Origin of the sequence: Nonomuraea sp. NPDC050556, from assembly GCF_044457355.1 — a bacterium.
Classification (GTDB): Bacteria; Actinomycetota; Actinomycetes; order Streptosporangiales; family Streptosporangiaceae; genus Nonomuraea.
In genome coordinates this window covers 309,987-336,436 of the sequence record NZ_JBITGU010000004.1, presented here as the reverse complement: position 1 = coordinate 336,436, position 26,450 = coordinate 309,987, and the positions used below count along the sequence as shown (strand labels likewise).

Below are 26,450 nucleotides of genomic sequence, written 5' to 3'. Positions count from 1 at the left end.
AGACGCTGGATCTAGGACAAAGGTTGGCCAGGTGGTCCATGTTTCATTGGACTACCGCCGCTCCCTGATGTGAATGGGTACCTCGATACCTTCTGGGAGCACTGGGTCGGTTTGCGGCCTGCCCCAGGACGTCTCGATCGGCAGGACCCCGGCCCAGACGGGCAGCTCGTAGTCCTCCTCCTCGTCGTTCGGGGCGCCCTGCCTGATCTTCACCGACGCCTCCTCCAGCGAGAGCGCCAGCACCGCCGTGGCCGCGAGCTCCTTGCGCGACGGCTTCCTGGCGTAGTCCCACTGGCCGGGGGCGAGCTGCTCGGTCAGCGCGCGCAGCGCGTCGAGGCGCTCCTCCTCGCCGGTCACCAGCCTGGCCGGGCCGTAGATGATCGCGGAGCGGTAGTTGACCGAGTGGTTGAAGATCGAGCGGGCCAGCACGATCCCGTCCACGTGGGTCACGGTGACGCAGATCTCCGTCCCGTCGCCCGCGCGCAGCGACCGGGCGCCGGTCGAGCCGTGCAGGTAAAGGGTGTCGCCGATGCGGCCGTAGCCGGTCGGCACGACCATCGGGTGCCCGTCGACCACCACGCCCAGGTGGCAGAAGAGGCCCTCGTCGAGCACGGCGTAGAGGTCGCTCCTGTCGGTGCTGCCGCGGTGCTTCTCGCGGCCGAGCGTGGTGCGGGGTGTGGTGGAGAGCATGGGTCGACTGTATTGAGATAGTGGACCTGTCTTGTACGTCCACTAACGCGGCCTTCTGGGGGACCACTTCCGTGCGCGCCACCGTCGACCTGCCCGTTTCCCTGTCCAGGGACTCGCGGATCCCGCTGTCCACGCAGCTGAGCGACTGGCTGCGCGAGGCGATGTCGTCAGGACGGCTGGCGCCGGGCGAGCGCCTGCCGTCCTCGCGCGGGCTGGCGGCGCAGCTCGCGGTCAGCCGCACCGTGGTCACCGAGGCCTACCAGCAGCTGTACGCCGAGGGCTGGCTCGACGGCCACCACGGCTCGGGCACCTACGTGGCCGACGCGGGCGACCAGGGCGTACGGCGCGGCCACCAGGAGGCCACGCCCAGGCCGATCCTGCCGATCACCCCGCGCGACAAGGTGATCAACCTCACCCCCGGCGACCCGTGGGTGCGCGACTACGACCAGGCGGCCTGGAAACGCGCCTGGCGCAAGGCCGCCGACCTCCCGCCCGGCGACGACCCCGACCCGTACGGCCTGCCGCACCTCAGGGAGCTGCTGGCCGCCCACCTGCGCAGGGCCCGCGTGATCGCCGTCGGCCCCGAGAACATCCTCGTCACCCGCGGCACGGGGCACGGCCTCGACCTCGTCGCCATGGCCCTGCTCAAGGGCGGCAGGGCCGGGGTGGAGGACCCCGGCTACCGGGTGGCGCGCAACGTGTTCGCGTCGCGGGGAGCGGAGATCGTCCCGTGCCCGGTCGACGAGGAGGGCGTGATCGTCGACGACCTGCCCGACGACCTCAGGGTGCTCTACACCACCCCGGCCCACCAGTACCCGCTGGGCGGGCGCCTGCCGATCCCGCGCAGGGAGCGGCTGCTGGCCTGGGCCCGCCGTACCGGGGCCATGGTGGTGGAGGACGACTACGACGGCGAGTTCAGGTACGACGTGGCGCCGCTGCCCGCCCTCTACGGGCTGGACCCGTCCAGGGTCGTGCTGCTGGGCACGCTGTCGAAGTCGCTGGCCCCCGACATCGGCGTGGGCTGGCTGGTCGGCGCGCCTGAGCTGCTCGCCGAGATCGCCGAGATCAGGGACGAGCTGTCCGACCGCACCAGCGGCCCGGTGCAGCAGGCGGTGGCCACCATGCTGGAACACGGCGACCTGGACAGGCACCTGCGCCGCATGCGCCTGGAGTACGCTCGGCGGCGCGCGGCCGTGGTCGAGCTGCTCGGCCCGGTGTGCAAACTGCACGGGGACACGGCGGGGCTGCACGTGCTGGCCGAGCTGCCCGCGCGGGAGGTGCCCCGCATCGTGCGCGAGGCGGCCGGGCGCGGCATCGCCCTGGACACCACGGAACGCCACCACCACGGCGCCGAGCGGGTCAGCGGTCTGGTGATCGGCTACGGCTCAGCCTCGCTGCCCGACGTCAGGAAGGGATGCGCGATTCTGGCCGATCTGATCGGGCGGGCATGAGGTCCTGGAGCACCGGCAGCGCGCGGTGCGCGTAGAGCGGGTCGACGGGCAGCACGTTGGACGCCCACCACCGGGCGGGCTCTGGGTCGGGCGACGGTTCGGTGAAGCCGGGCGCGTAGTCGTCATACGGCGGGTCGTAAAGGTAGCCGGTCGCCACCCCGCGCCGCTCCAGCGCCGCGATCGCGGTGTCCCGGTCGTGCACCAGCAACGGCACGCGGAACAGCGGCTGGTGCACGTGCGACCTGACCCCGTCCGCCACCGTCGGCAGCTCGGCCAGGCTCGCCACCCCCGCGAGGCGGCGCGACCGCTCGCCGGGGACCTTGGCCAGCCGCCTGGACTGGTACCAGCGCGCCACCCACCCGCGCCGCGCGCGGTAGGTGTGCAGGTCGGCGCGCACCCACGGGTCGAACGGCTGCAGCGCGGGCGCCAGGCGCATCGCTTCGGCCAGCTCGGGGCTCTGCAGGCCGATGCGGTAGCCCTCGCGCTCCTCCTCCATGCCGAGCATGCGCATGAGCTTCAGCGCGGGCCTGACCAGGTCGAGGCGCAGCGCCGCCTGCCTGGCCATGGAGCTGGCCACGCTGACCAGCTCGGTGCGCATGGCGCCGGGTTCGAGCAGCAGGTCGCGCGCCCTGGTGAGGGACTGGAGGTCGGCTGCCGAGTCGACGGCGAGCACGCCGCCTGAACCCGCGCCCGGGTGCTTGGAGAGGCTGAACACGCCGGCTTGGCCGTACGTGCCGAGGGGGCGGTCGAGGGTGGTCTCGAGGGCGTGGGCGACATCCTCGATCAGGATCTTTCCGGAGAAGGCGGCGACGTCGTCGGGCAGGCCGTACAGGTTGGTGGTCAGGACGGCGTCCACGGACGAGAGGTCCACCCGCGAGGCGTCGATGTTGCCGTCGCGCGGGGACACCGGCGCGATCACCGGACGTAATCCCGCCGCGAGCACCAGGAACAGGATCTCGTCGGCGGAGATGGGTGACATGAGCAGCCGCATCCCGGGCGTGCACCAGTGGCGGAGCGCGAGGTAGAGGCCCATGCGGTTGGACGGCAGCAGCAGGCAGTGCCGTCCGGTCCGCTCCGCCACCGCGCTCTCGGGCCTCACGACTGCAGGGCGGTACGCAACCGCCCGTAGGTCTTCAACGCTTTGTCCGCCGTACGCAACAGCAGCGGGTTGGCCATCACCGTGCCGCGCGCCTTGCGCACCGGCACCCGCAACACCCAGTGCACGCCCGCACCCGCGCTAGGTCTGGCCACCCTGCCCTCCGCGACCTGATATTCACCGGTCTTCAGCTTCTCCTTGTACTCCTTGTCGCCCCGGCCCATGTCGATCACATGGATGCCGGCCTCCGCCGCCCGCTCCGCCATCGCCAGGTGATGGATCAGGCCGGGGGAGTATTTCGCGAAGGAGGTGTCGTAGGCGGGAAACCACCCCACCAGCGTGGTGCGCGTGCGCAGCCCGAAGTGCCCGGCCACCGGGGTGTCGTCGACGTACAGCATGTCGAGCACCCCAGCGAAGCTCTCGCTCTGCGTGGCCAGCAGGCTCTCGACCAGTTGAACGATCCATTTGTGGGCGAACCGGTCGGTGCGGCCGGTGCGCCGGTATTGGTCGGTCTTCCAGCCGAGCAGCGTGTGCAGCGGGCCGACCTCGGTGACCGCGTAGTCGTGGCGCAGCGGGCCGACGTCGCGCTGGAGCTTGCGCGACTTGGCCATGGTCGACTTGTAGGTCTTGCCGGAGTTGACGCGGAGGTACTCGGTGTAGGCGGACCAGCCGTCGCGCAGGTCGATGATCGGCGACGGGTAGGTCTCGTGCCGCTCCGGCAGCAGCGGCTGCTTGGCGACCAGGTGGTCGAACTCGTAGACGCCGAGCCCGCACTCCTTGATCAGCCAGCGCGCGTCGATCTCGCTGTCCTTGGCGTAGATCATGCCCTGGGCGTCGGTGAGCCCGGCGGCCACCGGCTTGCCGATGCCGAGCGGATGCCGCTCGAAGGGGAAGAAGCCCACGATGTCCGGACCGTCGTAGATGATCGCGACTCTCACCATGTCGCGCAGCGCACCCACCGCGAGCGTGAACTCGGGCGAGAGGAAGGGATTGTCGAAAGCGGGATCTGCCTCCTGCAGAGCCCGCCACCGGATCACTTCCGGCCCCTCCAGCTCACGAGGGTGAACAAGTGCGATGCGCATAGGCTCCTACACGATCTGAGTCTGGACAGGCACTCCCTGTACCAGCGTGCGGGCAGACGTGTATCCCAACAGTAAAGGATCTCCTGGACCGCGCCTCTACCCGACCTAGGAACGTTACCGAACTTTCAGCTTTGCTTTCGTCGACCGAGTGGCGTTCTAATGTGATGCCATGACGGTTCCTGGCATCGACTGGCCGCAGCTCGCCGCATGGATGGCCGTGCACGTCCCGGATGTGGGCGAGCCGCTGTCCGTCGCGCTGATCTCGGGCGGCAAGTCAAATTTGACCTATCTCGTCGAGGCGCGCGACCGCCGGGTGGTGCTGCGCCGCCCGCCGCTCGGTCACGTGCTGCCGACGGCGCACGACATGCGGCGCGAGTGGCGGGTCATCTCGGCCCTGGCGCCCACGCCGGTGCCGGTCCCCGAGCCGGTGGCCTTCTGCGCCGACGAGTCCGTCATCGGGGCGCAGTTCTACCTCATGGGGTACGTGGACGGCGCGTCCGTCAGGACCCGCGCCGAGCTCGCCTCGCCCTCGGCCGAGGTGACCAGGCAGCTGGCGGAACGGCTGGCCGAGGTGCTCGCGGCGATCCACGCGGTCGACTACCGCGAGGTGGGGCTGGAGGACTTCGGGCGGCCTGAGGGGTACATGGCCAGGCAGCTCAGCCGGTGGTGCCAGCAGTGGGAGCGGTCCAAGACCGCCTCGCTGCCCGCCTACGACTCGCTCGTGGAACGGCTGCGCGAGCGGATGCCCGCCTCGCACCCGGCGACGCTGGTGCACGGGGACTACCGGCTCGACAACACGCTGGTACGGCTGGCGCCGCCGGAGATCCGGGCGGTGGTGGACTGGGAGATGTCCACGCTGGGGGATCCGCTGGCGGACCTCGGGCTGACGCTCACGTACTGGCACGACCCTGGGGACGACGAGCGGGCGGGGATCCCGGTGTCCGGGGACGTGACGCTGGCGCCCGGGTTCCTCAACGCGGCGGAGTTCGCGGCGCACTACGCGAAGGTGTCCGGGCGGGATGTCACGGACCTGCCGTATTACGTGGCGTTCGGGAATTTCAAGCTCGCGGTCATCGTGGAGGGTATCCACGCGCGGTTCCGCCAGGGTAAGACCGTGGGGGAGGGGTTCGAGAACATCGGCTCCGCCGTACCCACCCTGATCGCCCGCGCCCACCGCATGCTCGACCAGGAGACCCCATGAACCCTGCCCTCACCCCGACGAGGGTCTCCACTTGCAGCAGCTCCATGCGGGCAACCCCACATCCAGAACCCCCTTCCCAGGAAAATCCCGCCTTGGAGACCCCAGGACCGGGGTCTCCCCGTGAGGTCTTTGTCCATGCGGCCTCTGCCCGTGGGGTCCTTGCGCGGGAGGTCCTCTCTGGTGGGGGTCCTTCCCGAGGGACGGCAAGCGATATGACCTCTTCGAGCGGAGCGAGCGCATGAGCACTGTCGCGTTGATCACAGGGGCCGCCAGCGGCATCGGGGCGGCCGTCGCGCGCCGCCTGTCCGCCGGCGGCGCGCGCTGCGTGATCGTGGACCTCGACGGCGAGGGCGCCGAGCGGCTGGCCAAGGAGGTGGGCGGCGTGGCGCTGGCCGCCGACGTCAGCACCCCGGAAGCGTCCCAGCAGGCCGTCGACCTGGCCGAGGAGCGGTACGGCAGGCTCGACCTCGTCCACCTCAACGCCGGCATCTCCAGCGGCGTCGACCTGGCCGCCTTCGACCTGGCGCAGTACCGCAAGGCCGTGGGCGTCAACATGGACGGCGTCGTCTTCGGCGTCACCGCCACCGTCCCGCTGCTCAAGCGCTCCGGCGGCGGCGCGATCGTGGTCACCTCGTCCCTGGCCGGGCTCGTCGCCTTCCACGGCGACCCCGTCTACACGATGACCAAGCACGCCGTCGTGGGGCTCGTGCGCGGGCTGGCCGTACCCCTGTCGAGGGAGAACATCCGGATCAACGCGGTCTGCCCCGGTTTCACCGACACCCCGCTCGTCGCCGGTATGCGTGACATGTTCGTCGGCGCAGGCTTCCCGCTGCTGACCGCCGAGGACGTCGCGGCCGCCGTCGAAACCGCCTTCTACGCCGAGGATCCCGGCACGCTCCTGGTCGTTCAGCCGGGCAGGCAACCCGTGCCCTACCGCTACTCCGGAGTGCCTGGTCCGGTGACCGGGGAGCGCCCGCCGATTTAAGTCCGCTGCAAGTCCGAACGGATACCCTCATAAAGGACGCCGGGCAGCCCTTGCCCGGCCTCTGTATGAGTGGAGGGTTCCCGTGATTCCGACCGGTGGTCGACACGCGCGCCGGGGGCCCGGATGGCCCATCGCGCTGGGCGCAGGCATCCTTGCCGTGCTGCTCGTCGTCGCGATCATGGTCTATGCCGGGAACCGGGGCGCTCAACGCGCGGCGACCAAGGGCGAGGCGGCCACGCTGCTTCCCCAGGAGCCGCCGCCCAGCCTGGAGTCGCCGCCCGCGCTGGAGGAGTGGCCGCGCTGGGGCGTCACGCACACGCAGTACAGCGCGGACAACGCGCCGGCCGAGATCACCGACCAGGCCAAGCACGTGCTCGGCCGGGTGCCGCTGATCCAGAACCAGCACATCATGGGCTGGGGCGTCGGCAACCCCGAGCCGTCTCCTGGCAAGTACGACTTCCGCGACCTGAACCGGCGGCTGAAGTTCATGTCGTCGTCGAAGGCCATCCCGGTCATCACGCTGTGCTGCGCGCCCGACTGGATGAAGGGCGGGCAGGCCGGCCGTACGGACTGGGCGAAGAACCACACCACGGCGCCCAAGCGGGAGCACTTCGACGACTACGCCAAGCTGGCCGCGCAGGTGGCCAGGCGCTATCCGACCGTGAAGTACTTCATGGTGTGGAACGAGTTCAAGGGCTTCTGGAACGGCGCGGACAACCGCTGGGACGCCGAGGCCTACACCGAGCTCTACAACAAGGTCTACGACGCGCTGAAGAAGGTCGACGGGAAGATCCAGGTCGGCGGGCCGTACATCCCGGTCGAGAGCAGTTCCCGCGAGGACGCCTCCGAGCTGACCGGTCCGTGGGGAACGGTCGACCAGCGGGCGCTCGACGCGATCGAGTACTGGATCGAGCACAAGAAGGGCGCCGACTTCATCGTCGTCGACGGCGCCTCGATGACGAACGACAAGGGGAACGTTCCCGACGACTTCGCCGCCACGGGCAAGTTCAGCGCGATCACCACGTGGTTGCGCCAGAAGAGCAACGACATGCCGGTGTGGTGGGCCGAGTGGTACGTCGAGCCGGAGAACGCCGGATGGACCGAGGCCAAGCGCACGGCCGTGCAGGCGACGGCGCTGATGGAGTTCGCGACCAGCGGTGCCAGCACCGCTCTCTACTGGAACCCGCAGCAGAAGAGCGGCAAGGACTGCCGCGGCTGCCTGTGGAGCCCTGAGCGGGGCAACGAGCTGCCGATGGCGGGGTTGCTGAGCGGGTTCACCAAGTGGTTCCCGCTGGGCACCACGCTGGAGCCGGTGACATCGTCGGACAAGAAGGTCAGGGTCCTGGCGCAGCAGCGGCAGCTCGTGATGGTGAACACCAGCGACAAGCCGGTCTCGGCCACCGTGGACGGCAAGCCGGTCTCGCTGCAGCCGTACGAGATCAAGTGGGCGCAGCGGGGGACGCCGTAGGCATGGGGGACGTGCTCAGCGACGTCGTGGCCGTCATGCGCGCAGGAGAGCCGCGCTCGGCGCGCATCCTGTGGCACGCGCCCTGGGGGCAGGAGTTCCCCACGGTGCGCGGCTCCGCGGCCTTCCAGGTGGTGCTGCGTGGATCCTGCTGGCTCGTGCCCTCGGGGGAGGGGACGCCGGTCCAGCTGCACGAGGGCGACGTGCTGTTCCTGCCGCACGGCACCGGGTTCTCCCTCGTCGACGACCTGACGACGGCGATCACCGAGCCGATCTGCGACCCGATGAACGACCCCAGGTTCGACGAGCGCTACGCCTCGGCGACGGTGGGCGTGCCGTCCTCCAGCAGTACGGTGACCCTGTGCGGCGGGTACCAGGTCGACCCGGCCAGGGCGCATCCGCTGATGGCCGACCTGCCGGAGATCGTGCACCTGCCCGCTGGGACGTCGCCGGAGCTGCGGGCGGCGGTCGATCTGCTGGGCGGGGAGCTGGACAGCCCTCGGCTGGGCGTGGACACGGTGATCCCGGCGCTGCTCGACGTGTTGCTGCTGTACATCCTGCGCACGTGGTTCACGGGGGAGCGGGGGGCCACGACGGGCTGGGCGGCCGCCCTCGCCGACCCCGCGATCGCCACCGCCCTCCACGCCATCCACGAGACCCCCGCCGCACCGTGGACGGTGGAGTCACTGGCGGCGCAGGCGTCCCTGTCGCGGGCCGCCTTCTCCAAGCGCTTCACCGCGTTGGTGGGGCAGCCACCGCTGACGTACCTCACGTGGTGGCGCCTGACGAGGGCAGCGCAGCTCCTGAGGGCCTCGGACGCCTCTTTGAGCCAGGTCGCCGCCCAGATCGGCTACAGCTCGGAATTCGCCTTCGCCAACGCCTTCAAGCGTGAGTACGGCACCGCCCCAGGCCGCTACCGCCGCTCCCTGACGGGATGAATCCCAGGGATTCATCCCTCCGAGAGGGTCTGTGCCTTGGTGGCGGTCGGGCGGCGCCAGTAGGTGAGGAAGCGGAGGATCCACTCGACCGGGCCGTAGCGGTGGTTGCGCAGCCACAGGTGGCTGTAGACCACCTGCAGGCAGAACACCCCGATCGCGATCGCCACCTCCAGCAACGGGCTCACCCGGTCCAGTAACCCGAGCCCGTATCCCGTGAAGATCAGCGAGCAGATCAGCGACTGCCCCAGGTAGTTCGACAGCGCCATCCGCCCAGGAGCCGCCAGCGCCTGCCCGAGCCTCGGCACGTGCGGCAGCAGCCGCAACAGCGTCGCGGCGTAGGCGGCGGCCAGCAGCGGCGCCGTCACCAGGTCCACTGCCTGCCCCAGGAACTTGTGCCCCACCCCGTTCCAAGCCGACTGGGTGTAGAAGAACGCCCCGATCAGCCCGGCGGAGAACCCGACCCACTGCAGCCGGCGCAACACCGAGGCGTAGGCGGCCACGTCACGCAACGCCCCCAGCTTCCCGACCGCCAGCCCGATCAGGCAGGCAGCGAGTACGGCAGGCCCCTGGAAGAGCACGCGGAACACCATGATCGTGGAGAGCTTGTGCATGTGCTCCCCGATGATCTGCCCCACCGTCCCGAGCTGCGCGATGTCCGAGACCTGGGCCTCGGCCAGCCCGCCGCCGACCCGCCCCGTCGTGTCCAGCCCGAGCTGCGCCATGATCGCCAGCAGCGCGAACCCGGCGGCGAGCAACACCGTCAGCGAGACCGCCATGATCATGGCCCGCCGCGGCGTCACGTTCCGAAGCGCCAGCAGCGCCACGCCCACCACGGCGTACGTGGTCAGGATGTCGCCGGGGAACAGCAGCACCGCGTGCACGACGCCGATCACGAACAGCCCGCCCAGGCGGCGCAGGAACATCGGCACGAACGCGTTGCCCCGCCGTACGGCCGAGTCGAGCTGCAACGTGAAGCTGTAGCCGAACAGGAACGAGAACAGCAGGTAGAACTTGTTCTCCAGGAACATGGTCACGAACCAGCGCACGCCCCAGTCGAGCGGGCCGTCGAAGGCCGGTTCAGCCAGCCCCGCCATCCGGTAGCCGGAGGCCAGGAAGGCGATGTTGACGACCAGGATGCCCAGCAACGCGAACCCGCGTAAGGCGTCGACGGATCCGATCCGCGAGGCCGTCGTCTCCCCACGCCCCATGCTGCGCACTGCCCCCTGTGTCCTCATCAGAGATATCATTGCGCATTCCTGAGGGTTTCCTGTGAATATTGGGGGCTAAATCCGTATTTGTTACATCACTTGTTCATAGCGATGTAGATGAAGCGCTCGATGATCACGCCGAGGGACAGCGCGAAGGCCGGAATGGCCACGTAAAGCAGCCTCCGCCTGGCCTTACGCGCCCGGTCATCGCCGTGCAGCCTGATCACTTCATAGGCGAACAGGGCAGGCCAGAACACGCCCAGGGCGATCAGCCCGACCAGGTCCCACGGCGTTGTGGGATCGCCCACACCCGACGGGGTGTTCGGCTCGGGAATCTCGGTGCCCTTCACGAACTTCTTCAGCGTGTAGACCGCGGCGTCGTCGCCTGAATAGACCTTCTTCACCAGTTTCGAGCCGTCCAGCGTCGCCCTGAACTGGTCGGCCCAGCCCTTCGGGAAGCCCTCGTTAAGCTCCAGGTAGGCGGCCTGCGCGTCGGTGACGACCAGGAAGGTGTTCCGGTAGTCGGACTGCAGCTTCTTGACGACCGAGCTGATGTCCTTGGGGTCCTTGAAGACCTGCACCTGCTCGTAGACGGTCCGCTCGTAGTCGCGCTCGCCCCACGGCAGGATCGGCGTGCTCTCCGGCCCCGTCTTCGGCACCAGGTAGAGCACGCGGGCGCTCGGCTTGTCGTGCTCGTAGACGTACCGCATCGCGGCGACCTCGCTCGGGGTCACCCGCTCGAACTTCTCGTTGCCGTAGCGCGCCACCAGGAACGACAGCGCGAACACCATGGCCACGGTGGCGGCCAGCACCAGCGAGAGCTTCTTGGTGAGCTCGGGGTTGAAGCGCACGTTGCGCTTGCGCACGGGGACCGTCTCGTCGCGGGCGTCCGCGCTGTCGGCCGGCATGTTCGGGAAGAACGCGTAGGCGGCCAGCAGGCACGCGCCGGGCAGCGCGAACATGTAGACGCGCAGCGGCATCTCGCCGCCGTAGCTCTGCAGCCCCATCGCCAGCGCTGGCACGCACAGCAGGATCACCGCAGCGCGGTCGAACACGCCGCGGCGCATCCTGCGGATGAAACCGACCAGGGCCAGCCCGAGTACGGCGGCGCAGATGCCCAGGCGCGTCTTGAGGACCAGCGCGTGCACCGGGTCGCTGCCGGAGATCCGGTCGCCGGTGCCGCGCTGCAGGTTGTCCAGCAGCCTGCCGAGCCCGCCGAAGATCGTGTCGATGTTGTTCGACCAGAAGCCGACCGTCTGGTAGCTGATCCACGCCAGCACCATCAGGCCGAAGAAGAACGGCAGCGCCCACGTCAGCGACGTCCGCTTGAAGATCAGGAACGCGGTCAGCGTGCCCAGCATCATGAACGGCGTGATCTGGTGCGAGGCGGTCGCCGCCACGAACAGCAGGATCAGCAGGATGAGCATGAGCAGCTTGTCGGCGCGCCACATGCCGGTGTTGGCCAGCTCGCCCGGCATCATCGCGTCGAGCTTGGCCAGCAGCCGCCTGACCTTGCCCTTGGGCGGGATCGGCTTCGTCCGCTCCTCGACGCGGCCGAACCAGCGCAGCAGGATCGCCACGAACGCCAGATAGAGCGCGAACGTGAAGCCCTGGGGGGAGAAGTAGTCCTGCCCGATCCACTGCACCAGGATGAACAGCAGCGCCGCGAACCAGCGGGCCCGCGTCGTCGCCACCACCTGGCGCAGGATCAGGACGAACGGCAGCAGGTAGAGCAGGTTGGACAGCAGTGGCGTCCACATGAGGATCGGGGTCAGGTCGGTGATCCCCGCCGTCTTGGTGACGAACGAGAACAACGCGAAGAACCCGGGCCAGCCCATGCGGGCGTCCATGACGATCGAGCTCTCGCCCGTTCTGGAGATGTAGTCGACGAAGCCCGCATGCACGTACGCCGTGGGGAAGCGGGGGGCGTCGGCCACGATCGCGCCCGCGCCGTGGAGGGCGAAGGTGATGACGGCGATCTGGAAGAGGAGGAGGAACTTGCGGTCGCTGCTCTGGGAGACCGTGACGAAGAAGGCCACGATCATGATGAAGATGGCGGCGAAGGCGCTCAGGGGCATGGCGGAGATCAGCCCGAGGCCGCCGATGTCGGCGGGGTCCACGCCGCGGAGGGGTCCGGGCGCGATGCGCAGCGCCAGGACGTACATGAGGAGGCCCTCGAGGGTGAGCAGGACGGGCAGCCACTTGGGCGCGCTCTGCAGGATCCCCCTGATGCCGGTGGCCTTGGGAGCCGCCTTCTCCACAGCCAGGGGAGAGGGCTTCACCGGCGCAGCGGTCAGGTCCGTCGCCACACCCTGCTTCGCGGGGGCGGACGTCTCTTCGTGTACGGCAGGCGCCGCGGAAGCGGCCTGCTGCGAAGAAGGGGCCTTGGCGGCGTCCTCTAGCCGTGAGGGCGTCCTGGTGGTGGGCGTGTCCTTCTGCGGCGAGGTGGCGGGTGCGTCCTTCGGTACGGCGGGCGCCTCGGGGGCGACATCCTCCGGCGTGGGGGGATGGCCGATCTGCACGGCGAAGGAGGAGGGCACCCTGCGGGTCACCGTGGCGGACAGGTCGAGCTCTTCTTCGTCGTCCTTCACGGGGGCCACGGGCTTCGGCAACCGTCCGGGACGCGTCACATCGGCGTCGTCCTCATCAACGGCGTCGTCGGGCTCGGGCGTCTCTTCGGCCTCGGAAGCGGGCTCGGGCTGGGGCTCGGGCTCGGGCTCAACAGCCTCGGGCTCAACAGCCTCGGGCTCAACAGCCTCAGGCTCAGTGACCTCAGGCTCAGTGACCTCGGGTTCAGTGACCTCCGGCGAGGCGGCCTCGGGCTCAGCGGCCTCGGGGTCGGCGGCGTCGCGGCGGGCCTTCAGGGCGGCGGCCTTGGCTTCCTTGCGCGCCTTCTTCCCCTGCGGCCGAGGCGCGGTGTCCTCGTCCTCGGGCTCCGGCGGCTGGACCGTGATCCGCGGGATCACGCCGGTGGCGTCGGGATCGAAGGACACGTCAGACTGCTCCCTCTCCGTCTCTGAGGAGTCCGTGGTCCCCGTGGTCATGTCATCGCCTGCCCGTTGCCTCACGTTTACAATCATGCGGGCTCGGGCGACTCCTGCGTCACGCTAGGCTGCCCGGTTTCGTCAAATTTGAGTATTTTACGTAGCTCGGGCAAGATCAGCAAGGCCACCAGGATCTCGCTGATCAGCAGCCCCACCCCCACGGCGTTCACGTTGAAAACGGGGAACAGCGACAACATCGAGACCAGCACCAGCAACGCCAGCCCACCCTGCACGACCGCCAGCTTCCGAGCCTGACTCTGCGCCCGCAAAGCACTCAGATACACCTCGATCAACACCCGAGGCAAGACCGCCAGCGCCATCAGCCGCAACAGGGTCGTCCCCTCGGCGGCGAACGCACTGCCGAAGATGGTCAGGATCAACGGCGCGGCCAGGATCGTCACCACGATGATCGGCGCGATGATCATGTAAGCCCGGCGCAACGCGTTGCGGCAGTTGGCCGCGAGCTGCGACTTGTCGAAAGCGCCCTCGACGGTCAGCGACACCGCCATGTTCATCGCCAGCAGCTCGATCATGCACCCCAGCGTGTGCGCCATCGAGAACCGGCCGAACGTCGCCGCCCCCACCTGTGCGGCCACCAGCACCGGCACCAGGTAGACGATGGCCAGCATCGACAGCGTTCCGGGGAAGTCACCGGCCAGGAACCGGCCGACCTCGCGCAACCGCGGCGGAGACGCCTCTGAGGCGGTCTCCTTCATGTGCCGCGGCACCACGATGCCGAAGATCAGGAAGTTGACCGGGATCAGCGCGATGGCCGTGGGCACGATCCAGGACACGAAGATCCCGCCGGACGGCAGAGCCCCGGCGAGCGCGACCAGCAGCCCCATCTTGACCAGGCCGAAGACCAGGTTGTTGATCGGCACCCAGGTCGCCCTGCGCAACCCGGTCAGCGCGACGTCCTGCAGCGTGAACACCGACCACACCAGCACGGACGCCAGGAAGAACAGCCCAGGGCCGAACCCGCCGAGCACCGAGTAGGTCTTGCCCCACAGCGGCAGCGTCAGCAGGAAGCCCAGCGCGGCCACGCATCCCGTCGCCCCGGCCACGCCGTACCCGCGAAGGATGAGCTCAGGAGTGCGGCGGCCCGCGATCGGGATGAACCTGGCCAGCGCCCCCACGAGACCGAGCGCGGTCAGCGACGCGAACAGCCGCATCGCGGTGATGACCGCCTGGCCGCGGCCGAACTCCTCGGGCGAGTAGAGGTGCGTGGCCAGCAGCCAGTAACCCATGCCCAGGACGGCGGTGATCGCGGTGTTGGCCATGAGCGCGTAGCCGTTGCGGAACAACGGGTTACGGAGGTCGCGCATGACCTTCTGCACGATGTTAGACATTGCCGCGCACCCGCTGCAGGCCGTACCTGGTTCTCCGTACGATCGCGTAGCCCTTGGTCAGGACGCGCTCGCGCAGGTAGATGAGAGGTACGGCGCTGCCCTCCACGGCGCGCCTGAACATGTTGATCGTGGTGTGCCTGGCGACGGTCAGCCGGGGGATGGCCAGCATGTCGTGCCGGTCGGCCGCGATGGTGTTGGACACCGCGCAGGCGGCGAAGTAGCCGGCCTTGTAGACCTCGCGGCGCACGCGGGCGCTGCTGTAGCCGTACGGGTAGGCCATGGTCGCGACCGGGCTGCCGATCTTCTCCTCCAGCAGCCCCTTGTTCTTGCGCAGCTCCTGGCGCAGCTCCGCCTCGGGAAGCTGGTCGAGCTGGGGGTGGCTGTGGCTGTGCCCGCCGATCTCGATGCCGGTCTGGGCGGCCTCGCGGGCCTGGCCCCAGGTGAGCATGTCGTCCAGCGGCCTGCCCGCCGCGTCCTTGCCCGCGTCGGCCACCCACCCGCTGGTCAGGAAGACCGTGGCGGGGAAGGTGTAACGCTCGAGAACGGGCAGCGCCTGGCTGTGGAAGTCGGCGTAACCGTCGTCGAAGGTGACGACGACCGGCTTCTCCGGCACGGAGCGCCCCTGGTTCTTGTTGAGCGAGGCGACCAGGTCGGCGACGGTGAGCGGGGTGAACCCGCTCTCCGACAGGTAGGCCAGCTGCTCGGCGAAGTCGGACGGCCGGACGGCCAGCGGCGCGGTCTCGCCGTTCGGCCGGTCGGTGACCGAGTGGTACATGAGGATCGGCACCCGGATCATCGCAGTCTCCAACTTCCCACTACATAGCCCCAGGTCGTCCAGGCCAGCCCGACCACGATCGCGGCCGCGCGGCCGAGGCCGCCCACGTCGCCGCGCAGGGCCTCACCGACCCCGCGGAGCGCGCCGAGCGGCAGCGTCTTCATCGCGTGCGCGCGCTCGCTGGCGAGCCCGTCCTGCGTGCCGACCTCGCGGGTGACGAGCGCCTTGGACAGGCCCTCGGCGTAACACCTGGACCTGAAGTAGGCGAAGCCCTCGCGCTGCCTGGACACCTTGTGCCCGATCACCGCGCGCGGCTGGAACAACATCACCGAACCCGGCTTCTGCTGCGTCAGCCTGATGCAGAACTCTGTCTCCTCGCAGCCCAGCGGCCGGCTCTTCCTGCCCTGCACGCTGCGGCCGATGCCGCTGTTGAACCCGCCGACCTCCGCCACGACCCCGCGGACGAAGGCGGCGTTGCCCCCCATGACATTGCGGATCGGCGCCTTGACGTCGGGCATGCCGCGGTAGGTGCAGCCGACCGTCCAGTCGAACTCGTACGGGAACCAGCGCGGGCGCCGCTTCGACGCCCACAGCGGGTCGGTGCGACCGCCCACGCCGACGACTCCGGGGTCCTGGAAGCCCTCCTCCAAAGCCTCCAGCCAACCGGGGTCCGCCACAGCGTCGTCGTCGAGGAAGGCGACGATGTCGCCCGTGGCAACGGCCACGCCGGTGTTCTTGCCGCCGGACAACCCCTGCTCGTGCGTGTTCTCTACCACGATGGCCTGCGGGTAGGCACGCTTGAGCTTCAGGTGCAGATCAGGGTTGTGGTCGACGACCAGGAGCAGCTCGTACGGCTTGCGCGTCTGCTGCTCGACCGACTCCACGGCCTGCCTGATGTCCTCCCAGCGCTCCTCGGTGTAGACGCAGATGACGACTGACGTTTTCACGGTAACCCCGAACTAGGCGACACCCCGGTCCGCGGCGGGAGCTGCAGCGGGCTCGGGGATGGGTGCGGTGGGCTGACGGCGCCACTCGCGCAGGATGGTCTTGAGCACGCGCATGCCGTCGCGGATGGCGCGCAGGTTGCTCTCGCCGTGGATGCGGCAACGCTCGTGGCTCGGGACCTCGTGCACCTTGAGGCCGGCCTTGGCGGCGCGCACGTTCATCAGCGTCTCGACTTCGAAGCCGTCGCAGTCGAGGTCGAGGACGTCGAGGTGGCGGGCCCAGAACGCGTTGTAGCCGTAGCACAGGTCGGTGTACTGCGTGCCGTACATGACGTTGACCAGGCCGGTCAGCACCTTGTTGCCGAAACGACGGCTGAAGGTCAGGTCGTCGCTGCCGCCGCCGGCCGCGTAGCGCGAGCCCTTGACGAAGTCGGCGCCGGTCACAAGAGAGCCGACGAAGGTGATGATCTCATGTCCGTCAGTGGAACCGTCGGCGTCGATCATGACGATGATGTCGCTGGTGCATGCGGCGAAACCGGCCGCGAGCGCATCGCCCTTGCCCTTGCCCGTCTGGGTGACGATCTTCACATTGGGCCGGAGCCGCTTGGCCACAGCCACCGTGTCGTCGACGGAATTTCCGTCGACCAGCACGATCTCGTCGATCCATTGGGGCAGTGTCGCGAACACGTGCGGAAGGTTCTCCGCCTCGTTCATCGCGGGCACCACGACGCTCACCGTTGGAGATATGGCCAGGTGAGGCGTGACGGGAGTGAAACGCTCAAGCGGCGGCATGGAGCGCAGGGGTGCAACCTGTGCCTTGCCGTTGTGCTTGGTGATCTCGGGACTCATGGTGAGGACAATCCTTCCGGGACCTGACGCTGCCGATCGGACCCGGGAGCCAGAGGGGATGGCGGATGCGGCGAACGGTGCATGAAGGGTCCTGTGCGAGTGAGGGTGTGCTGCTTGCTTGGGTGAGGGGTAGAGATGGGAGCTCTAGCGCGCTCCCGATGGTTCCTTGGCGGTTGAATCGGGCTGGATGGACGTGCGCATTCGACCGAAGCCCTTCAGGACACGGTCGGCCGCTCTATAGAGAGACGGTCGATCGGTCACGATTGTTCGGGCTTTGTTGAAAGGAGTCCGTCCGATCCAGTGAACAGCCGCCGCCGCGGACGGTCTGGAGATCCGTCCTTCGGCTACGAGCAGGACCCCGCTCTTGAGCCAGTCCTTGTATTCCTTGCCGCCCTTGCCCATGTCGACCTGGTGAAGGCCGGCTTGCGCCGCGTGCTCGGCCATCTGCAGGTGATGCACGATGCCCGGTGAGTAGCGCGCGAACTCGGTGTCGTAGGCGGGGAACCAGCCGACGAGCGTCGTCGCCGTGCGCAGACCGAAATGGCCGGCGACCGGGACGTCACCCGCGTAGAGCATGGTCAGCACGCCGGAGAAGTCCTCCGACCTTTCCGCGTGCATCAGATCGATCAGTTCGACGATCCAGGGCTGGGCGAACCTGTCCACCCTGCCCGTGCGCCGGTACTGATCGGACTTCCAGGCGAGCAGCGTACGGAGCTCTTCGTCATCGGCAGAAGCCCAGTTGAAGCGCAACCCGCCCTGCTCCCTGCCGAACTTGCGCTCCTTGTAGCGCACGGTCTTCAGGTTCTTGGGTGAGTTGCTCTTCACCTGATCGAGCCAGGCGTCGAAGCCGTTGGTGAAGTCCATGATCGGGGCCGGCCGTACGTCCGTCTCGAACGGGGCGAACGTGGGCTGGCCGGCCACCAGGTGGTCGAAGTCGAAGACAGTGAGCTTGCACGCTCTCAAGAGTGCCTTCGCGTCGACCTTGAGGTCCGGTATTGAAATCAAACCGTGACACGTAGTGAGGAAGCCGCCCAAGGGCTTACCTATGCCGAAGCTGTGCCGTTCATACGGAAAGAATCCAGTGATCTTCCCCCCGTCCTCGATGACCGCCACCCTCACGTAGTCACGCAGGCGGTCCATCGCCACAGCGAACTCCACCGACAGGAAGGGGTTGTCGAGGCTGGGATCGGCCTTCTGCAACTCCCGCCATCGGGATCGCTCAACGTCGCCGAGGTCTCTCGGGCGAACCACGGAAATGTTCACCTTGACCTGGCCCCCTGTTCGGTCTGCATGTTCTTCCCCCGGTACAACACGCGAAGCACGTACATGAACCCTCCGAGCACGGCGACGGTCGCCACACCGGCCCGGGGCGACCATGCGTCAAACAACAGCATGGCTTGGGCAAGGAGAACGTTCAGTACGAGACTTGCCGCGGCACCTACTGATAGTGCGGCAAGTGGGTCACGATCACGCAACAGTCCGACGACTGCCGCACCTGGAACCACCAGAAGGAACAGGGAGATCAGGAACGGGCGCAGGGGCGTCTGGATATCGGCCAGCGCGATCACCGCACCGGCGATACACGCGAGCGCGAGCCCCCACGTCAGAACTCTACGGTTCCTGAACATGTCCTACTCCTGGTCCTTCCTGGGCAAAGGCACGGTTGATCGCATTCTTCATCCGACCAACGCACCCCCGAGTGCGTCAATGCCGACGCTTGGCCGCCGCACCTGGTTTACCGGACTGGTGACGTTCCCCATGTGTTCTTCAACACATCGTCAAGAGCCGGGCAACCCTGGGCGGATTCCAAGTCCACCAGGATGCCCTATCTTGCCACCGATCTTCGCGTTGGGGTCCGCTTTATACCTTTTTGTCACCAGAATGTGCTGATGTCCGTTGATCTACCTCTACCATCGTCACCCATGACACCTGAAGCCTGCCTGAAAGTTACTTAAATGATCTTCAGGGCAGGTCGCTTTTTCCTCATCAGACCCCTTCACACCTAAGGTCCGCAGAAAGATCCCGAGGCCCGTGCCCGCCGGAGGTTTCGCCGGAGCCGCGCGGCCATGAGCAGACCTTCACGTGACCCGGGCGCACCGGTGCCGCGCCGTCTCCTGAAATGCGTGAGTGGTGGGAGCCTCTGCCCCCACCACTCCCTGAAGTGAGCTCCTGTCCCACCATTCTCAGACGTGAGCTTTATCCCACTTCTCCTTGCCCGCGTCAGTGGCCCAGCAGGTCCGCGGTCGCGGCCGTCTGGTCAGTCGTGGTGCTCGACGTGGCGGTCGCGTCCGGGTTGACCGTCGGGTCCGGGCTGTTCGGCGGGGCGGTGGGGGACTCCGACGACTGGGGCGGATCGCCGCGCCACGTCACCGAGCAACTGCCGCCGCCCCCGTTGGACGTGAGCACGACCGTCCCCGAGCCGGGCTCGTCCGGGTCGATGGCGGTCACCCAGATCGCGACCGACGCGCCGCTCCGCAGGGAACCCGAGGCGGGGAAGACGTCGAGGCCCTCGGACGACGTGGCGCTCCAGGTGACCGTGGCGTTGCGCGCGCTCAAGGTGACCTTGCCCGCGCCGTCGATCCGCCCGGGGCAGCCGACCGCCAGCCGCGCCACCGGCTGCGGCGCCCGGGTGGTCGTCGGGTTCGCGGCCGGGCGGGTGGTCTGCGTGGTGGGCGCGGCCCGTCGCGTCGGGGTGCTCGCCGTCGGAGTCGTGCGGGTGACGGTGGGGGTCGGGGTGGGCGGCTCCTCTGACTCCTCTGTCTGCAGCTCCGGCTCCTGGTCGGTGCTGGGCAGCGGGTCGCTGGACGCCGTGGGCGGCGGGACGCTGAGCGCCAGCGGCTTCTCCTCCCCGCCCATCAGCGCCATCGCCCCCGTGGCCGCCATCGCGGTGACCGCGAGCAGCACGACGGGCAGCAGCTTGCGCGGACGCCGACGCCTGGCACCGGCGCGGGGGCGCTTGGACGGCCGGTTCGCGCTCTTGTCCGCGACGGGGAAGCCGGTCTTGTCGAAGGCGCCGGTGTCCGCGATCATCGTCCGGGTCTGGTCGAGCTCGGGGTTCACGCACGTCTCGACCACGCGGCGGCGGAGCGAGATCGGCGGGAACGCCACCGGCACCATGTCCAGCAGCCGGGCAGCCGCGACGTGCTTGTGCCTGCCCTCGGTGCACACCTCGCACCCGCTGATGTGCCCGGACAGCCTCCGGCGCAACATCGGCGTGAGCGGCCCCTCCCACGAGTCGACCATCGCCGACAGGTCGGGGCAGTGCGCCCGCCCGGTCCTGGCCAGGACCACGGCGGCGGCCGCGTTCTCCAGATGGTCGCGCGCCCTGCCCAGCCGCGTCGTCGCCTGGCGCGAGGTCAGCCCGAGCACGGAACCCGCCTCGCCCGGCGTCAGGCCGTGGCGCAGCGACAGTTCGAGCACCTCGCGCTCGCTCCTGCTCAGCTCGCCCAGCGCCTCGTGGACCAGCTCGGCCATCTCCGGGTCCTCGGGATCGTCGAGCACCGGCGGCGGTGTCGGATCCTGCGCCTGGCCCCTGTCCAGGCGGGCCGCCGCCTGGAACCTGGTCAGCGCGTAGAGCCAGGCGCGCAGCCTGGTGGTCTCCTTGAGCTGGTCGACGCATCCCTGGGCGGTGACCAGGGCATCGTGTACGGCATCGGCCGCCTGGTCGCGGTCGCCGGTGAGGCTGCAGGCGTAGTCGTGCAGCCGCTCGGCGTAGGCGTCGTAGAGCTTGGCAGGGGCGTCGGTGTCCGCACGCCTCAGCGCGTCCACCAGCTGGTGGTCGTCGGCGCGGTCGACAGTCGGCCATCCGGGCACGAGAACTTCCTCCCCGCAGGACTTGGATCGTGGCCCCACAGCGGGTTGGACGCCGCCTCCCACGGGCGGGTTGTCCGGGGGCCACACACCCATAACCAGCGGGCATGACCTGCGCAAACACGAGGGAGAGGAGGGGAGGGCGTTGATCTAAGTCCGTTTACTAGCCCATCCGGGCGATGTCGCGGCGCCCGGCCACGCACGCTGGATGGCCATGAAGGACAGGCCCCAGCCCCTTACGGCGGGCAGCGATCCCTCGGCTCCGCCGTACAAGAAAGGGACGGCGGGGTCGGCCCCGCCGTGCAAAGGACCCCCGCCTGGGCGGAGGTCCTTTGTCGAGAAGTGCGTCCTTCAGAAATCTAGCCGTCGCACTTCGGGGCGCAGAGGCGGCGCTTCATGCCTTCGAGGAACACGTCCCGCACCCCGAGGATGTCCTTCGCGATGAACGCCTCGCCCGCCGTAGCCTGCGCGATCGCGTCCATCTGCTTCTTGCCCTTCGCCGCGTCAGGACCGAACGCGATCAGCAGGATGCTCACCGGCCGCTTCGGGTCGAACTGCGACTTCAGATACTCCAGGATCTCGTCATTGCTGACCCCGCCGTCAGGGTCGTCGTTGCCCGCGCCGTCCGTCAGCACCAGCACGACGTTGATCTTGTCCTTCTGGTACCCGTCCAGCATCTCCTTGTAGGCGGCCTTGAGCGTGTCGTTCAGACCCGTGTCACCCGTCGCCTTCGCCTGGACCGTGGCCAGCTGCTGAGCGAGCGCCTGCTTGCGCAGCACCCCGTTCACCTGCTCGCTGAGCGGACCGACCGGGACGAGCTCCTTCCAGTCCTTGCCCTGACCGTCCAGGTGCGTGGAGAACGCCCAGGCGCCGATCTCGGCGTTGGCCTCGTACAGGCCCATGCCCTCCGTGGCGATCTTGCTGATCGCCTGCATGCGGGTCATCTGCGTCCCGGGCACCGGCAGCGCCATCGTGCCCGACACGTCGAGCAGGGCCAGCAGGCGGGTGCCGAGGTTCAGCCTGGACCACGTCTGGCTGAGGCTGGCGACCGTCTTGGCGTCCGGCGCTGCCAGCGCCTGCGGCGCCTCGGGCTTGAACCCCTCGCCCTTGGACAGCGCCGTGCCGCCCTTGCCGTCCGCCGTGCGGAAGCCGTAGTCACGCAGGGTCTTCACGGCCGAGTCCCCGGCGAGCTCCTTCTGGAAGGCGGCCGCCGCCTTCTGTACCTGCGCGTCCTTGGTGAGCACCAGCAGGGGGAAGTCGAGGAAGAGCGTGCCCTCGGCCGGGTAGAGCGGGACGACCTGCGCGTCCGGCTTCTTGGTGTTGTGCGCCCAGATGTTCTGCTCGGTGGCGACGCCCAGCGGCACCTTCTTGTCGGCCGACTTGACCGTCAGCGACGCCAGCAGCGCGCTCGGGTCGGCCACGAGCGTGCGCGAGAGCTGCTTGAGCGAGCCGAGCAACGCCTTCTCGCTGACCTGCGCGGCCTTGGCCGCGCCCGCTGCCGCCAGCAGGGCGCCGAGACCGGCCGAGTTCTTCTGCGGGTCGAGGGCGAGCACCCGGATCTTCTTGCCAGGCCCGTCCGGGTTGGCCACGTTCGAGGCGGCGATCAGGCCCGACCAGCTCGGCTCCAGGCTCCCGGCCAGCTTCGCCGCCGCCGACTTGGGCGCGGCGAGCACGATGGGCGACACCGCGACGGATCCGGACGGCTCGGGCAGCCCGGCGCCCGCCTCGTCGCCGCGCAGCCGGGCGATCACCATGCTGGAGTCGGCCACCCACAGGTCCGTCGCCGACTTGCCGGCCGCGAGCGTGACCGCGGTCTTGGCCGTCGACTCCTTGGCAACGCTCACTTCGACGCACTTGTCGTCGATGGAGTGGGTCGCCTTGGTGTAGGAGGCGGCGATCTTCGACAGGGCGGGCTGGATGTCGGGCGAGGCCGTCACGCGCAGCGCGATCTTCCCGGCCGAGCAGTTGTGGTCCTTGTTGAAGATGACGAAGGCGGCCACACCGAGCAGGACGGCCAGCGCGACCGCGCCGGCCAGCGGGACCAGTACCTTGCCCCGGCCACTGCCACCACTTCGCCTGCGAGGGGCCGACTCGGAGGCGCGATAGCCATCATCGAGCTCGTCTGTACGGTGTCGCCCCACGATGTCCTCTTCGGTGTTCTGCGACGTTCCGGGAGAATTCGGGTCACCCTACCGGTAAACAATCCGCAATGCCTACGGAACGATACTCGGTGGGCTTAGTGTGGCAAAACCGCTCTTTTGGTGCAGCGATTACCGGCTGTGACGGTCAGTGGCAGCATCCGTGACCGTGCCAGGCGCGCCATCCCTCGCGTACGGCGACCGCCGCAAGCGCCAGCGCCACCGCCGGATCCACCCACCACCAGCCGACCGTGCCGGCCCACAGACCTGCGAGAACACCGGCCGCCATCGCCGCGCAGATCAGGTTCTGGGTGCCCTCGCCCGACGTGGCCGCCGAGGCCAGCCGCGCGCCGAGCCGCCGCTTCGCCATCCCGAGCACGGGCATGCTGACCAGGCTCACCGCGGTCACCACGATGCCCAGCAGGGTCGGCGCCGCCCGGTGGCCCGCGTCGAGATCGTGCGCCACGTGCAGGACGAGGTAGGGGGCGAGCAGCCAGAAGCTGACGGCGACCGCTCGCTGCGCCCGATGTTCCGCGCTGGGGGACAGGGTGCGCGACCCGGTGAACCGCCACACCACGATCAGGCTGGCGAGCGCCTCCACGAACGAGGACAGTCCCCAGCCGATGAGCGCGACGGAATGCGCAGAAAACCCGGCGAACAGCCCCAGTGAACTCTCCACGCCGAGCCAGGCGAGCGTGCCCACCGACAGCGACCGGGCGAGGCGGGCGTCGCGCAGCCAGGTGGCTGACGCGGCCGGATGCTCATGAATCCGCTGGTCAGACACCATGACCCCCGATATTCTGGCCTCCGGCCGTCGACAGCGATACGTACCTTACCCACTACTTAGAGTGACCTTAGCGGGTCTAGGTAAAGGATGGTCAAGATTCGCCGGGTAGTCTGCGACTCGTGCCGTTCACGCCCGCCCACGTCGCAGCCGTGCTGCCGCTGGTGTCCTCGCCCACGATACGCAGATGGCTCGACCCATGGGCGCTCGCGCTGGGAGCGATGGTCCCTGACCTGCCGATTTTCCTCCCTTTTCTGCCTGAGCGCACTGACTGGCACTCGTTGCAGGGCGTGCTGACGCTCGACCTGCTGTCCGTTCTCGTGTTGCTCGGCCTCTTCCACGGCGTCTTCAGGGAACCGCTGATCGCGTTGCTGCCGCCGTCGCTCGGCGGGCGCGCCGCGGTGCTGAAGCCGTCGTTCCGGGTGCTGCCGATCGTCGCCGGCGCGGTCGTCGGCTCGGCCACGCACGTGTTCTGGGACTCCTTCACCCACTCCACCGCCTCGATGTACTGGGGGTGGAGCGGGTTCGACCACCGGGTCCTGGACGTGATCCCGCTGTTCCGGGCCCTCCAGTACGGCTCGTCTGTGGTCGGGCTGGCGATCGTGGTGTGGTGGGTGTGGCGCGGGCTGGCCCGCATGCCGGCGGCAGCCGTACCGGACAGGCTGGTGATCTCCCGCGGGGTCCGTGCCGGGGTGCTCGCGGCGTGCGCGGTGGGGATCCTGGTGGGGGCGGTCGTCTGGCCGATGGTCGACGAGCCCGAGTATCCCGGCATCGCCTCGATGCTCACCAAGGTCGGCGCGGGCACCGTGGTCGGCCTCAGCCTCGTGCTCCTCTGCTACGCGCTGGTCTGGCAGGTCAGGCGGGTCGTGGCAGTATTCGAAGGTGCCTGAGTATCTGACCGACCCGCGCGACCCCCGCCTCGCCGACTACACCAGCCTGCGTGACGTGGAGCTGCGCAAGAGCCTGGAGGCCGAGCGCGGCCTCTTCCTGGCCGAGGGCGAGAAGGTGATCAGGCGCGCCGTCGGGAGCGGCTACCCGGTCCGTTCCGTGCTGACGACCGAGCGCTGGCTCGCGTCGCTGTCCGACGTGCTGGACGGTTGCACGGTGTACGTCGTGGACGAGGCGGTCATGGAGGGGGTCGCCGGGTTCCAGGTGCACCGGGGCGCGCTCGCCTCCATGGAACGCCTGCCCGTGCCGCCCGTCCCCGACGTCCTGGCCACGGCCACCCGCGTCGTGGTCCTGGAGGACATCGTCGATCACACGAATGTCGGGGCGATCTTCCGGTGCGCGGCCGCGCTGGGGGTCGATGCGGTGATCCTGTCGCCGCGGTGCGCCGACCCGTTGTACCGGCGCTCGGTCAAGGTCTCGATGGGCGCCGTCTTCGCCGTGCCGTACGCCAGGATGGACGACTGGTACGGCGGGCTGGACACCCTGCGCTCGGCCGGTTTCCAGACCCTCGCGCTCACCCCGGACCAGGGCGCGACGCCCCTGGACGAGGTGAAGATGGGGTCGCACGTCGCGCTGCTCATGGGTTCCGAGGGGCCCGGGCTGTCGCCGCGCTGGCTGAACGAGGCGTCGGAGCGGGTGTGCATCCCGATGAGCGCGACCGCGATGGCCTCGGGCGTCGACTCGCTCAACGTCGTCGCGGCCACCGCGATCGCCTGCCACACCCTCATGCGGGGCTGAAGGCCAGGCTCGGGTCGAGGCCGGTCAGTTCGCGGCTCGCGGTCCACAGGCGGGCGGCGAGCTCGACGTCGGCCAGCTGGCCGCGCACGGGTTCAAGGACGGGCAGGCCGCGGATGCCGAACACCCGCGGCCCCCAGAGCTGCCCACCGCGCACGGCCGGGTCGAGCACGGCGCGGACCGCGGGCCAGGCGGCCGCCTCCTTGCTCTGGAGGAGGAGTCCGGCGGGCAGGCCGCGCAGCCGTTCCCCTGTGGTCCGTACCCGGACGGGCGGTCGGGACGGCGTGAGCGAGTCGAGCGCGCCGCCCGGATGGGTGACCACGCTCATCGTGGTGCTGCCGACCGCGCGCAGGCGGCGGTCGAGTTCGAAGCCGAAGAGCATCTGGGCGAGCTTCGACCGTGCGTACGCGCGTTTGGGGCGGTAGTCGCGCTCGTTCTGCAGATCGTCGAGGCCGAGGCTCTCGGACTTGGCCGTGAAGCTGCCGGTGGTGACGACGCGGCCCGCCGGCGCGGCGGCGAGCAGGGGCGCCAGCCACCAGGTCAGCGCGAAGTGGCCGAGGTGGTTGGTGGCGAACATCAGCTCGGTCCCCTCCTCGGTGAGCCGACGCGGCGGCCGGTCGAGGAGCACGCCCGCGTTGTAGACGACCGCGTCCAGCCGCTCGATGTCCAGGGGCTCGGTCCTCGGGGAGGAGAGGTCCAGCCTGACGTGGCCGACCCGGGCGCCGGGGACGCGGGCGCGGATCGAGGCCTGCGCGGCCTCCGCCTTGACGGGGTCGCGGCTGCCGAGGATGACGGTCGCGCCGGTGCCCGCGAGCTGTTCCGCGACGAAGTATCCGATGCCCGCGTTGCCGCCGGTGACGAGGAAGGTCTTCCCGTCCGCCCGTGGCAGGTGTTTCACGTCCCATGACATGGCGACTCCAAAAACTAGAATGACTCTGAAATCATACTCATTCTGGAT

The 26,450-nt window shown here is 69.0% G+C and carries 22 protein-coding genes; 7 read left to right on the top strand and 15 right to left on the bottom strand.

Annotated features, from left to right (window positions below; all coding sequences use genetic code 11):
* Positions 1 to 51 precede the first annotated feature (51 nt).
* Positions 52 to 690: a pyridoxamine 5'-phosphate oxidase family protein gene (locus tag ACIBG8_RS38665; RefSeq protein WP_397348169.1), complete on the bottom strand. Its 639-nt coding sequence runs from the start codon at positions 688 to 690 to the stop codon at positions 52 to 54.
* Positions 691 to 761: 71 nt separating this feature from the next.
* On the opposite strand from ACIBG8_RS38665, the gene ACIBG8_RS38660 reads away from it, so the two are divergent.
* The gene (locus tag ACIBG8_RS38660) at positions 762 to 2,141 is read left to right on the top strand and encodes a PLP-dependent aminotransferase family protein (protein ID WP_397348168.1); all 1,380 of its coding nucleotides are present in this window, start codon (positions 762 to 764) and stop codon (positions 2,139 to 2,141) included.
* Here ACIBG8_RS38660 and ACIBG8_RS38655 read toward each other — a convergent pair.
* Positions 2,095 to 3,240: a DegT/DnrJ/EryC1/StrS family aminotransferase gene (locus ACIBG8_RS38655; RefSeq protein WP_397348167.1), complete on the bottom strand. Its 1,146-nt coding sequence runs from the start codon at positions 3,238 to 3,240 to the stop codon at positions 2,095 to 2,097. The genes ACIBG8_RS38660 and ACIBG8_RS38655 overlap by 47 nt on opposite strands.
* Complete coding sequence (locus ACIBG8_RS38650; RefSeq protein ID WP_397348166.1) at positions 3,237 to 4,319, bottom strand: GNAT family N-acetyltransferase; 1,083 nt, start codon at positions 4,317 to 4,319, stop codon at positions 3,237 to 3,239. The genes ACIBG8_RS38655 and ACIBG8_RS38650 overlap by 4 nt, the downstream gene beginning before the upstream one ends.
* 169 nt (positions 4,320 to 4,488) lie before the next feature.
* Here ACIBG8_RS38650 and ACIBG8_RS38645 point away from each other — a divergent pair, with 169 nt between their 5' ends.
* The 4 genes from ACIBG8_RS38645 (at position 4,489) to ACIBG8_RS38630 (ending at position 8,908) form a co-directional block, all read left to right on the top strand.
* Positions 4,489 to 5,520 carry a phosphotransferase family protein gene (locus ACIBG8_RS38645; protein ID WP_397348165.1) on the top strand — a complete coding sequence of 344 codons (1,032 nt, stop codon included), beginning with the start codon at positions 4,489 to 4,491 and terminating at the stop codon, positions 5,518 to 5,520.
* 238 nt (positions 5,521 to 5,758) lie between these two features.
* Positions 5,759 to 6,505 carry an SDR family oxidoreductase gene (locus tag ACIBG8_RS38640; protein ID WP_397348164.1) on the top strand — a complete coding sequence of 249 codons (747 nt, stop codon included), beginning with the start codon at positions 5,759 to 5,761 and terminating at the stop codon, positions 6,503 to 6,505.
* An 82-nt stretch (positions 6,506 to 6,587) separates the two neighbouring features.
* Positions 6,588 to 7,973, top strand: a complete 1,386-nt coding sequence (locus ACIBG8_RS38635; protein WP_397348163.1) for a xylan 1,4-beta-xylosidase — start codon at positions 6,588 to 6,590, stop codon at positions 7,971 to 7,973.
* A gap of 2 nt (positions 7,974 to 7,975) precedes the next feature.
* Positions 7,976 to 8,908 carry an AraC family transcriptional regulator gene (locus ACIBG8_RS38630; RefSeq protein WP_397348162.1) on the top strand — a complete coding sequence of 311 codons (933 nt, stop codon included), beginning with the start codon at positions 7,976 to 7,978 and terminating at the stop codon, positions 8,906 to 8,908.
* 11 nt (positions 8,909 to 8,919) lie between these two features.
* Here the strand turns inward: ACIBG8_RS38630 and ACIBG8_RS38625 are convergent, their stop codons facing one another.
* From ACIBG8_RS38625 to ACIBG8_RS38575, 11 genes are all read right to left on the bottom strand, one after another.
* Positions 8,920 to 10,143, bottom strand: coding sequence for a DUF418 domain-containing protein (locus tag ACIBG8_RS38625; protein WP_397348161.1), 1,224 nt, complete (start codon positions 10,141 to 10,143; stop codon positions 8,920 to 8,922).
* A gap of 68 nt (positions 10,144 to 10,211) precedes the next feature.
* Positions 10,212 to 13,109 carry a hypothetical protein gene (locus tag ACIBG8_RS38620; protein WP_397348160.1) on the bottom strand — a complete coding sequence of 966 codons (2,898 nt, stop codon included), beginning with the start codon at positions 13,107 to 13,109 and terminating at the stop codon, positions 10,212 to 10,214.
* 83 nt (positions 13,110 to 13,192) lie between these two features.
* Positions 13,193 to 14,509 carry a lipopolysaccharide biosynthesis protein gene (locus ACIBG8_RS38615; protein WP_397348159.1) on the bottom strand — a complete coding sequence of 439 codons (1,317 nt, stop codon included), beginning with the start codon at positions 14,507 to 14,509 and terminating at the stop codon, positions 13,193 to 13,195.
* On the bottom strand, positions 14,502 to 15,305 hold the full coding sequence (locus ACIBG8_RS38610; RefSeq protein ID WP_397348158.1) for a polysaccharide deacetylase family protein: 804 nt from the start codon (positions 15,303 to 15,305) through the stop codon (positions 14,502 to 14,504). Before ACIBG8_RS38610 ends, ACIBG8_RS38615 begins: the two co-directional genes overlap by 8 nt.
* Positions 15,302 to 16,231 carry a glycosyltransferase gene (locus ACIBG8_RS38605; protein WP_397348157.1) on the bottom strand — a complete coding sequence of 310 codons (930 nt, stop codon included), beginning with the start codon at positions 16,229 to 16,231 and terminating at the stop codon, positions 15,302 to 15,304. Before ACIBG8_RS38605 ends, ACIBG8_RS38610 begins: the two co-directional genes overlap by 4 nt.
* A gap of 12 nt (positions 16,232 to 16,243) precedes the next feature.
* Positions 16,244 to 17,077, bottom strand: coding sequence for a glycosyltransferase family 2 protein (locus tag ACIBG8_RS38600; protein WP_397348156.1), 834 nt, complete (start codon positions 17,075 to 17,077; stop codon positions 16,244 to 16,246).
* Between the two features lie 144 nt (positions 17,078 to 17,221).
* A complete protein-coding gene (locus ACIBG8_RS38595) occupies positions 17,222 to 18,340 on the bottom strand; it encodes a GNAT family N-acetyltransferase (protein ID WP_397348155.1) in 1,119 nt (372 codons plus the stop codon).
* Complete coding sequence (locus tag ACIBG8_RS38590) at positions 18,337 to 18,705, bottom strand: hypothetical protein (protein WP_397348154.1); 369 nt, start codon at positions 18,703 to 18,705, stop codon at positions 18,337 to 18,339. Before ACIBG8_RS38590 ends, ACIBG8_RS38595 begins: the two co-directional genes overlap by 4 nt.
* 592 nt (positions 18,706 to 19,297) lie before the next feature.
* Positions 19,298 to 20,890 (bottom strand): RNA polymerase sigma factor, encoded by a 1,593-nt coding sequence (locus ACIBG8_RS38585; RefSeq protein WP_397348152.1) that lies wholly within the window; start codon positions 20,888 to 20,890, stop codon positions 19,298 to 19,300.
* 356 nt (positions 20,891 to 21,246) lie between these two features.
* On the bottom strand, positions 21,247 to 23,028 hold the full coding sequence (locus ACIBG8_RS38580) for a substrate-binding and VWA domain-containing protein (RefSeq protein WP_397348151.1): 1,782 nt from the start codon (positions 23,026 to 23,028) through the stop codon (positions 21,247 to 21,249).
* A 145-nt stretch (positions 23,029 to 23,173) separates the two neighbouring features.
* Positions 23,174 to 23,812 (bottom strand): cation transporter, encoded by a 639-nt coding sequence (locus ACIBG8_RS38575; protein ID WP_397348150.1) that lies wholly within the window; start codon positions 23,810 to 23,812, stop codon positions 23,174 to 23,176.
* A 119-nt stretch (positions 23,813 to 23,931) separates the two neighbouring features.
* On the opposite strand from ACIBG8_RS38575, the gene ACIBG8_RS38570 reads away from it, so the two are divergent.
* Together ACIBG8_RS38570 and ACIBG8_RS38565 are read left to right on the top strand one after the other, a co-directional pair.
* A complete protein-coding gene (locus ACIBG8_RS38570; protein WP_397348149.1) occupies positions 23,932 to 24,699 on the top strand; it encodes a DUF4184 family protein in 768 nt (255 codons plus the stop codon).
* A complete protein-coding gene (locus ACIBG8_RS38565; protein WP_397348148.1) occupies positions 24,692 to 25,495 on the top strand; it encodes a TrmH family RNA methyltransferase in 804 nt (267 codons plus the stop codon). Before ACIBG8_RS38570 ends, ACIBG8_RS38565 begins: the two co-directional genes overlap by 8 nt.
* On the opposite strand, the gene ACIBG8_RS38560 is transcribed toward ACIBG8_RS38565, so the two are convergent.
* Entirely contained in the window at positions 25,482 to 26,402 is a 921-nt protein-coding gene (locus ACIBG8_RS38560) for an SDR family NAD(P)-dependent oxidoreductase (RefSeq protein ID WP_397348147.1), read from the bottom strand. The two genes, ACIBG8_RS38565 and ACIBG8_RS38560, sit on opposite strands and share 14 nt — an antisense overlap.
* Between the last annotated feature and the right edge of the window lie 48 nt (positions 26,403 to 26,450).

What these genes read in the sequence shown, in the direction of transcription:
- ACIBG8_RS38665 (WP_397348169.1), bottom strand. Translation starts at nt 690, where the DNA reads ATGCTCTCCACCACACCCCGCACCACGCTCGGCCGCGAGAAGCACCGC.
- ACIBG8_RS38650 (WP_397348166.1), bottom strand. Translation starts at nt 4,319, where the DNA reads ATGCGCATCGCACTTGTTCACCCTCGTGAGCTGGAGGGGCCGGAAGTG.
- ACIBG8_RS38645 (WP_397348165.1), top strand. Translation starts at nt 4,489, where the DNA reads ATGACGGTTCCTGGCATCGACTGGCCGCAGCTCGCCGCATGGATGGCC.
- ACIBG8_RS38640 (WP_397348164.1), top strand. Translation starts at nt 5,759, where the DNA reads ATGAGCACTGTCGCGTTGATCACAGGGGCCGCCAGCGGCATCGGGGCG.
- ACIBG8_RS38630 (WP_397348162.1), top strand. Translation starts at nt 7,976, where the DNA reads ATGGGGGACGTGCTCAGCGACGTCGTGGCCGTCATGCGCGCAGGAGAG.
- ACIBG8_RS38625 (WP_397348161.1), bottom strand. Translation starts at nt 10,143, where the DNA reads ATGAGGACACAGGGGGCAGTGCGCAGCATGGGGCGTGGGGAGACGACG.
- ACIBG8_RS38615 (WP_397348159.1), bottom strand. Translation starts at nt 14,509, where the DNA reads ATGTCTAACATCGTGCAGAAGGTCATGCGCGACCTCCGTAACCCGTTG.
- ACIBG8_RS38610 (WP_397348158.1), bottom strand. Translation starts at nt 15,305, where the DNA reads ATGATCCGGGTGCCGATCCTCATGTACCACTCGGTCACCGACCGGCCG.
- ACIBG8_RS38600 (WP_397348156.1), bottom strand. Translation starts at nt 17,077, where the DNA reads ATGAGTCCCGAGATCACCAAGCACAACGGCAAGGCACAGGTTGCACCC.
- ACIBG8_RS38590 (WP_397348154.1), bottom strand. Translation starts at nt 18,705, where the DNA reads ATGTTCAGGAACCGTAGAGTTCTGACGTGGGGGCTCGCGCTCGCGTGT.
- ACIBG8_RS38575 (WP_397348150.1), bottom strand. Translation starts at nt 23,812, where the DNA reads ATGGTGTCTGACCAGCGGATTCATGAGCATCCGGCCGCGTCAGCCACC.
- ACIBG8_RS38560 (WP_397348147.1), bottom strand. Translation starts at nt 26,402, where the DNA reads ATGTCATGGGACGTGAAACACCTGCCACGGGCGGACGGGAAGACCTTC.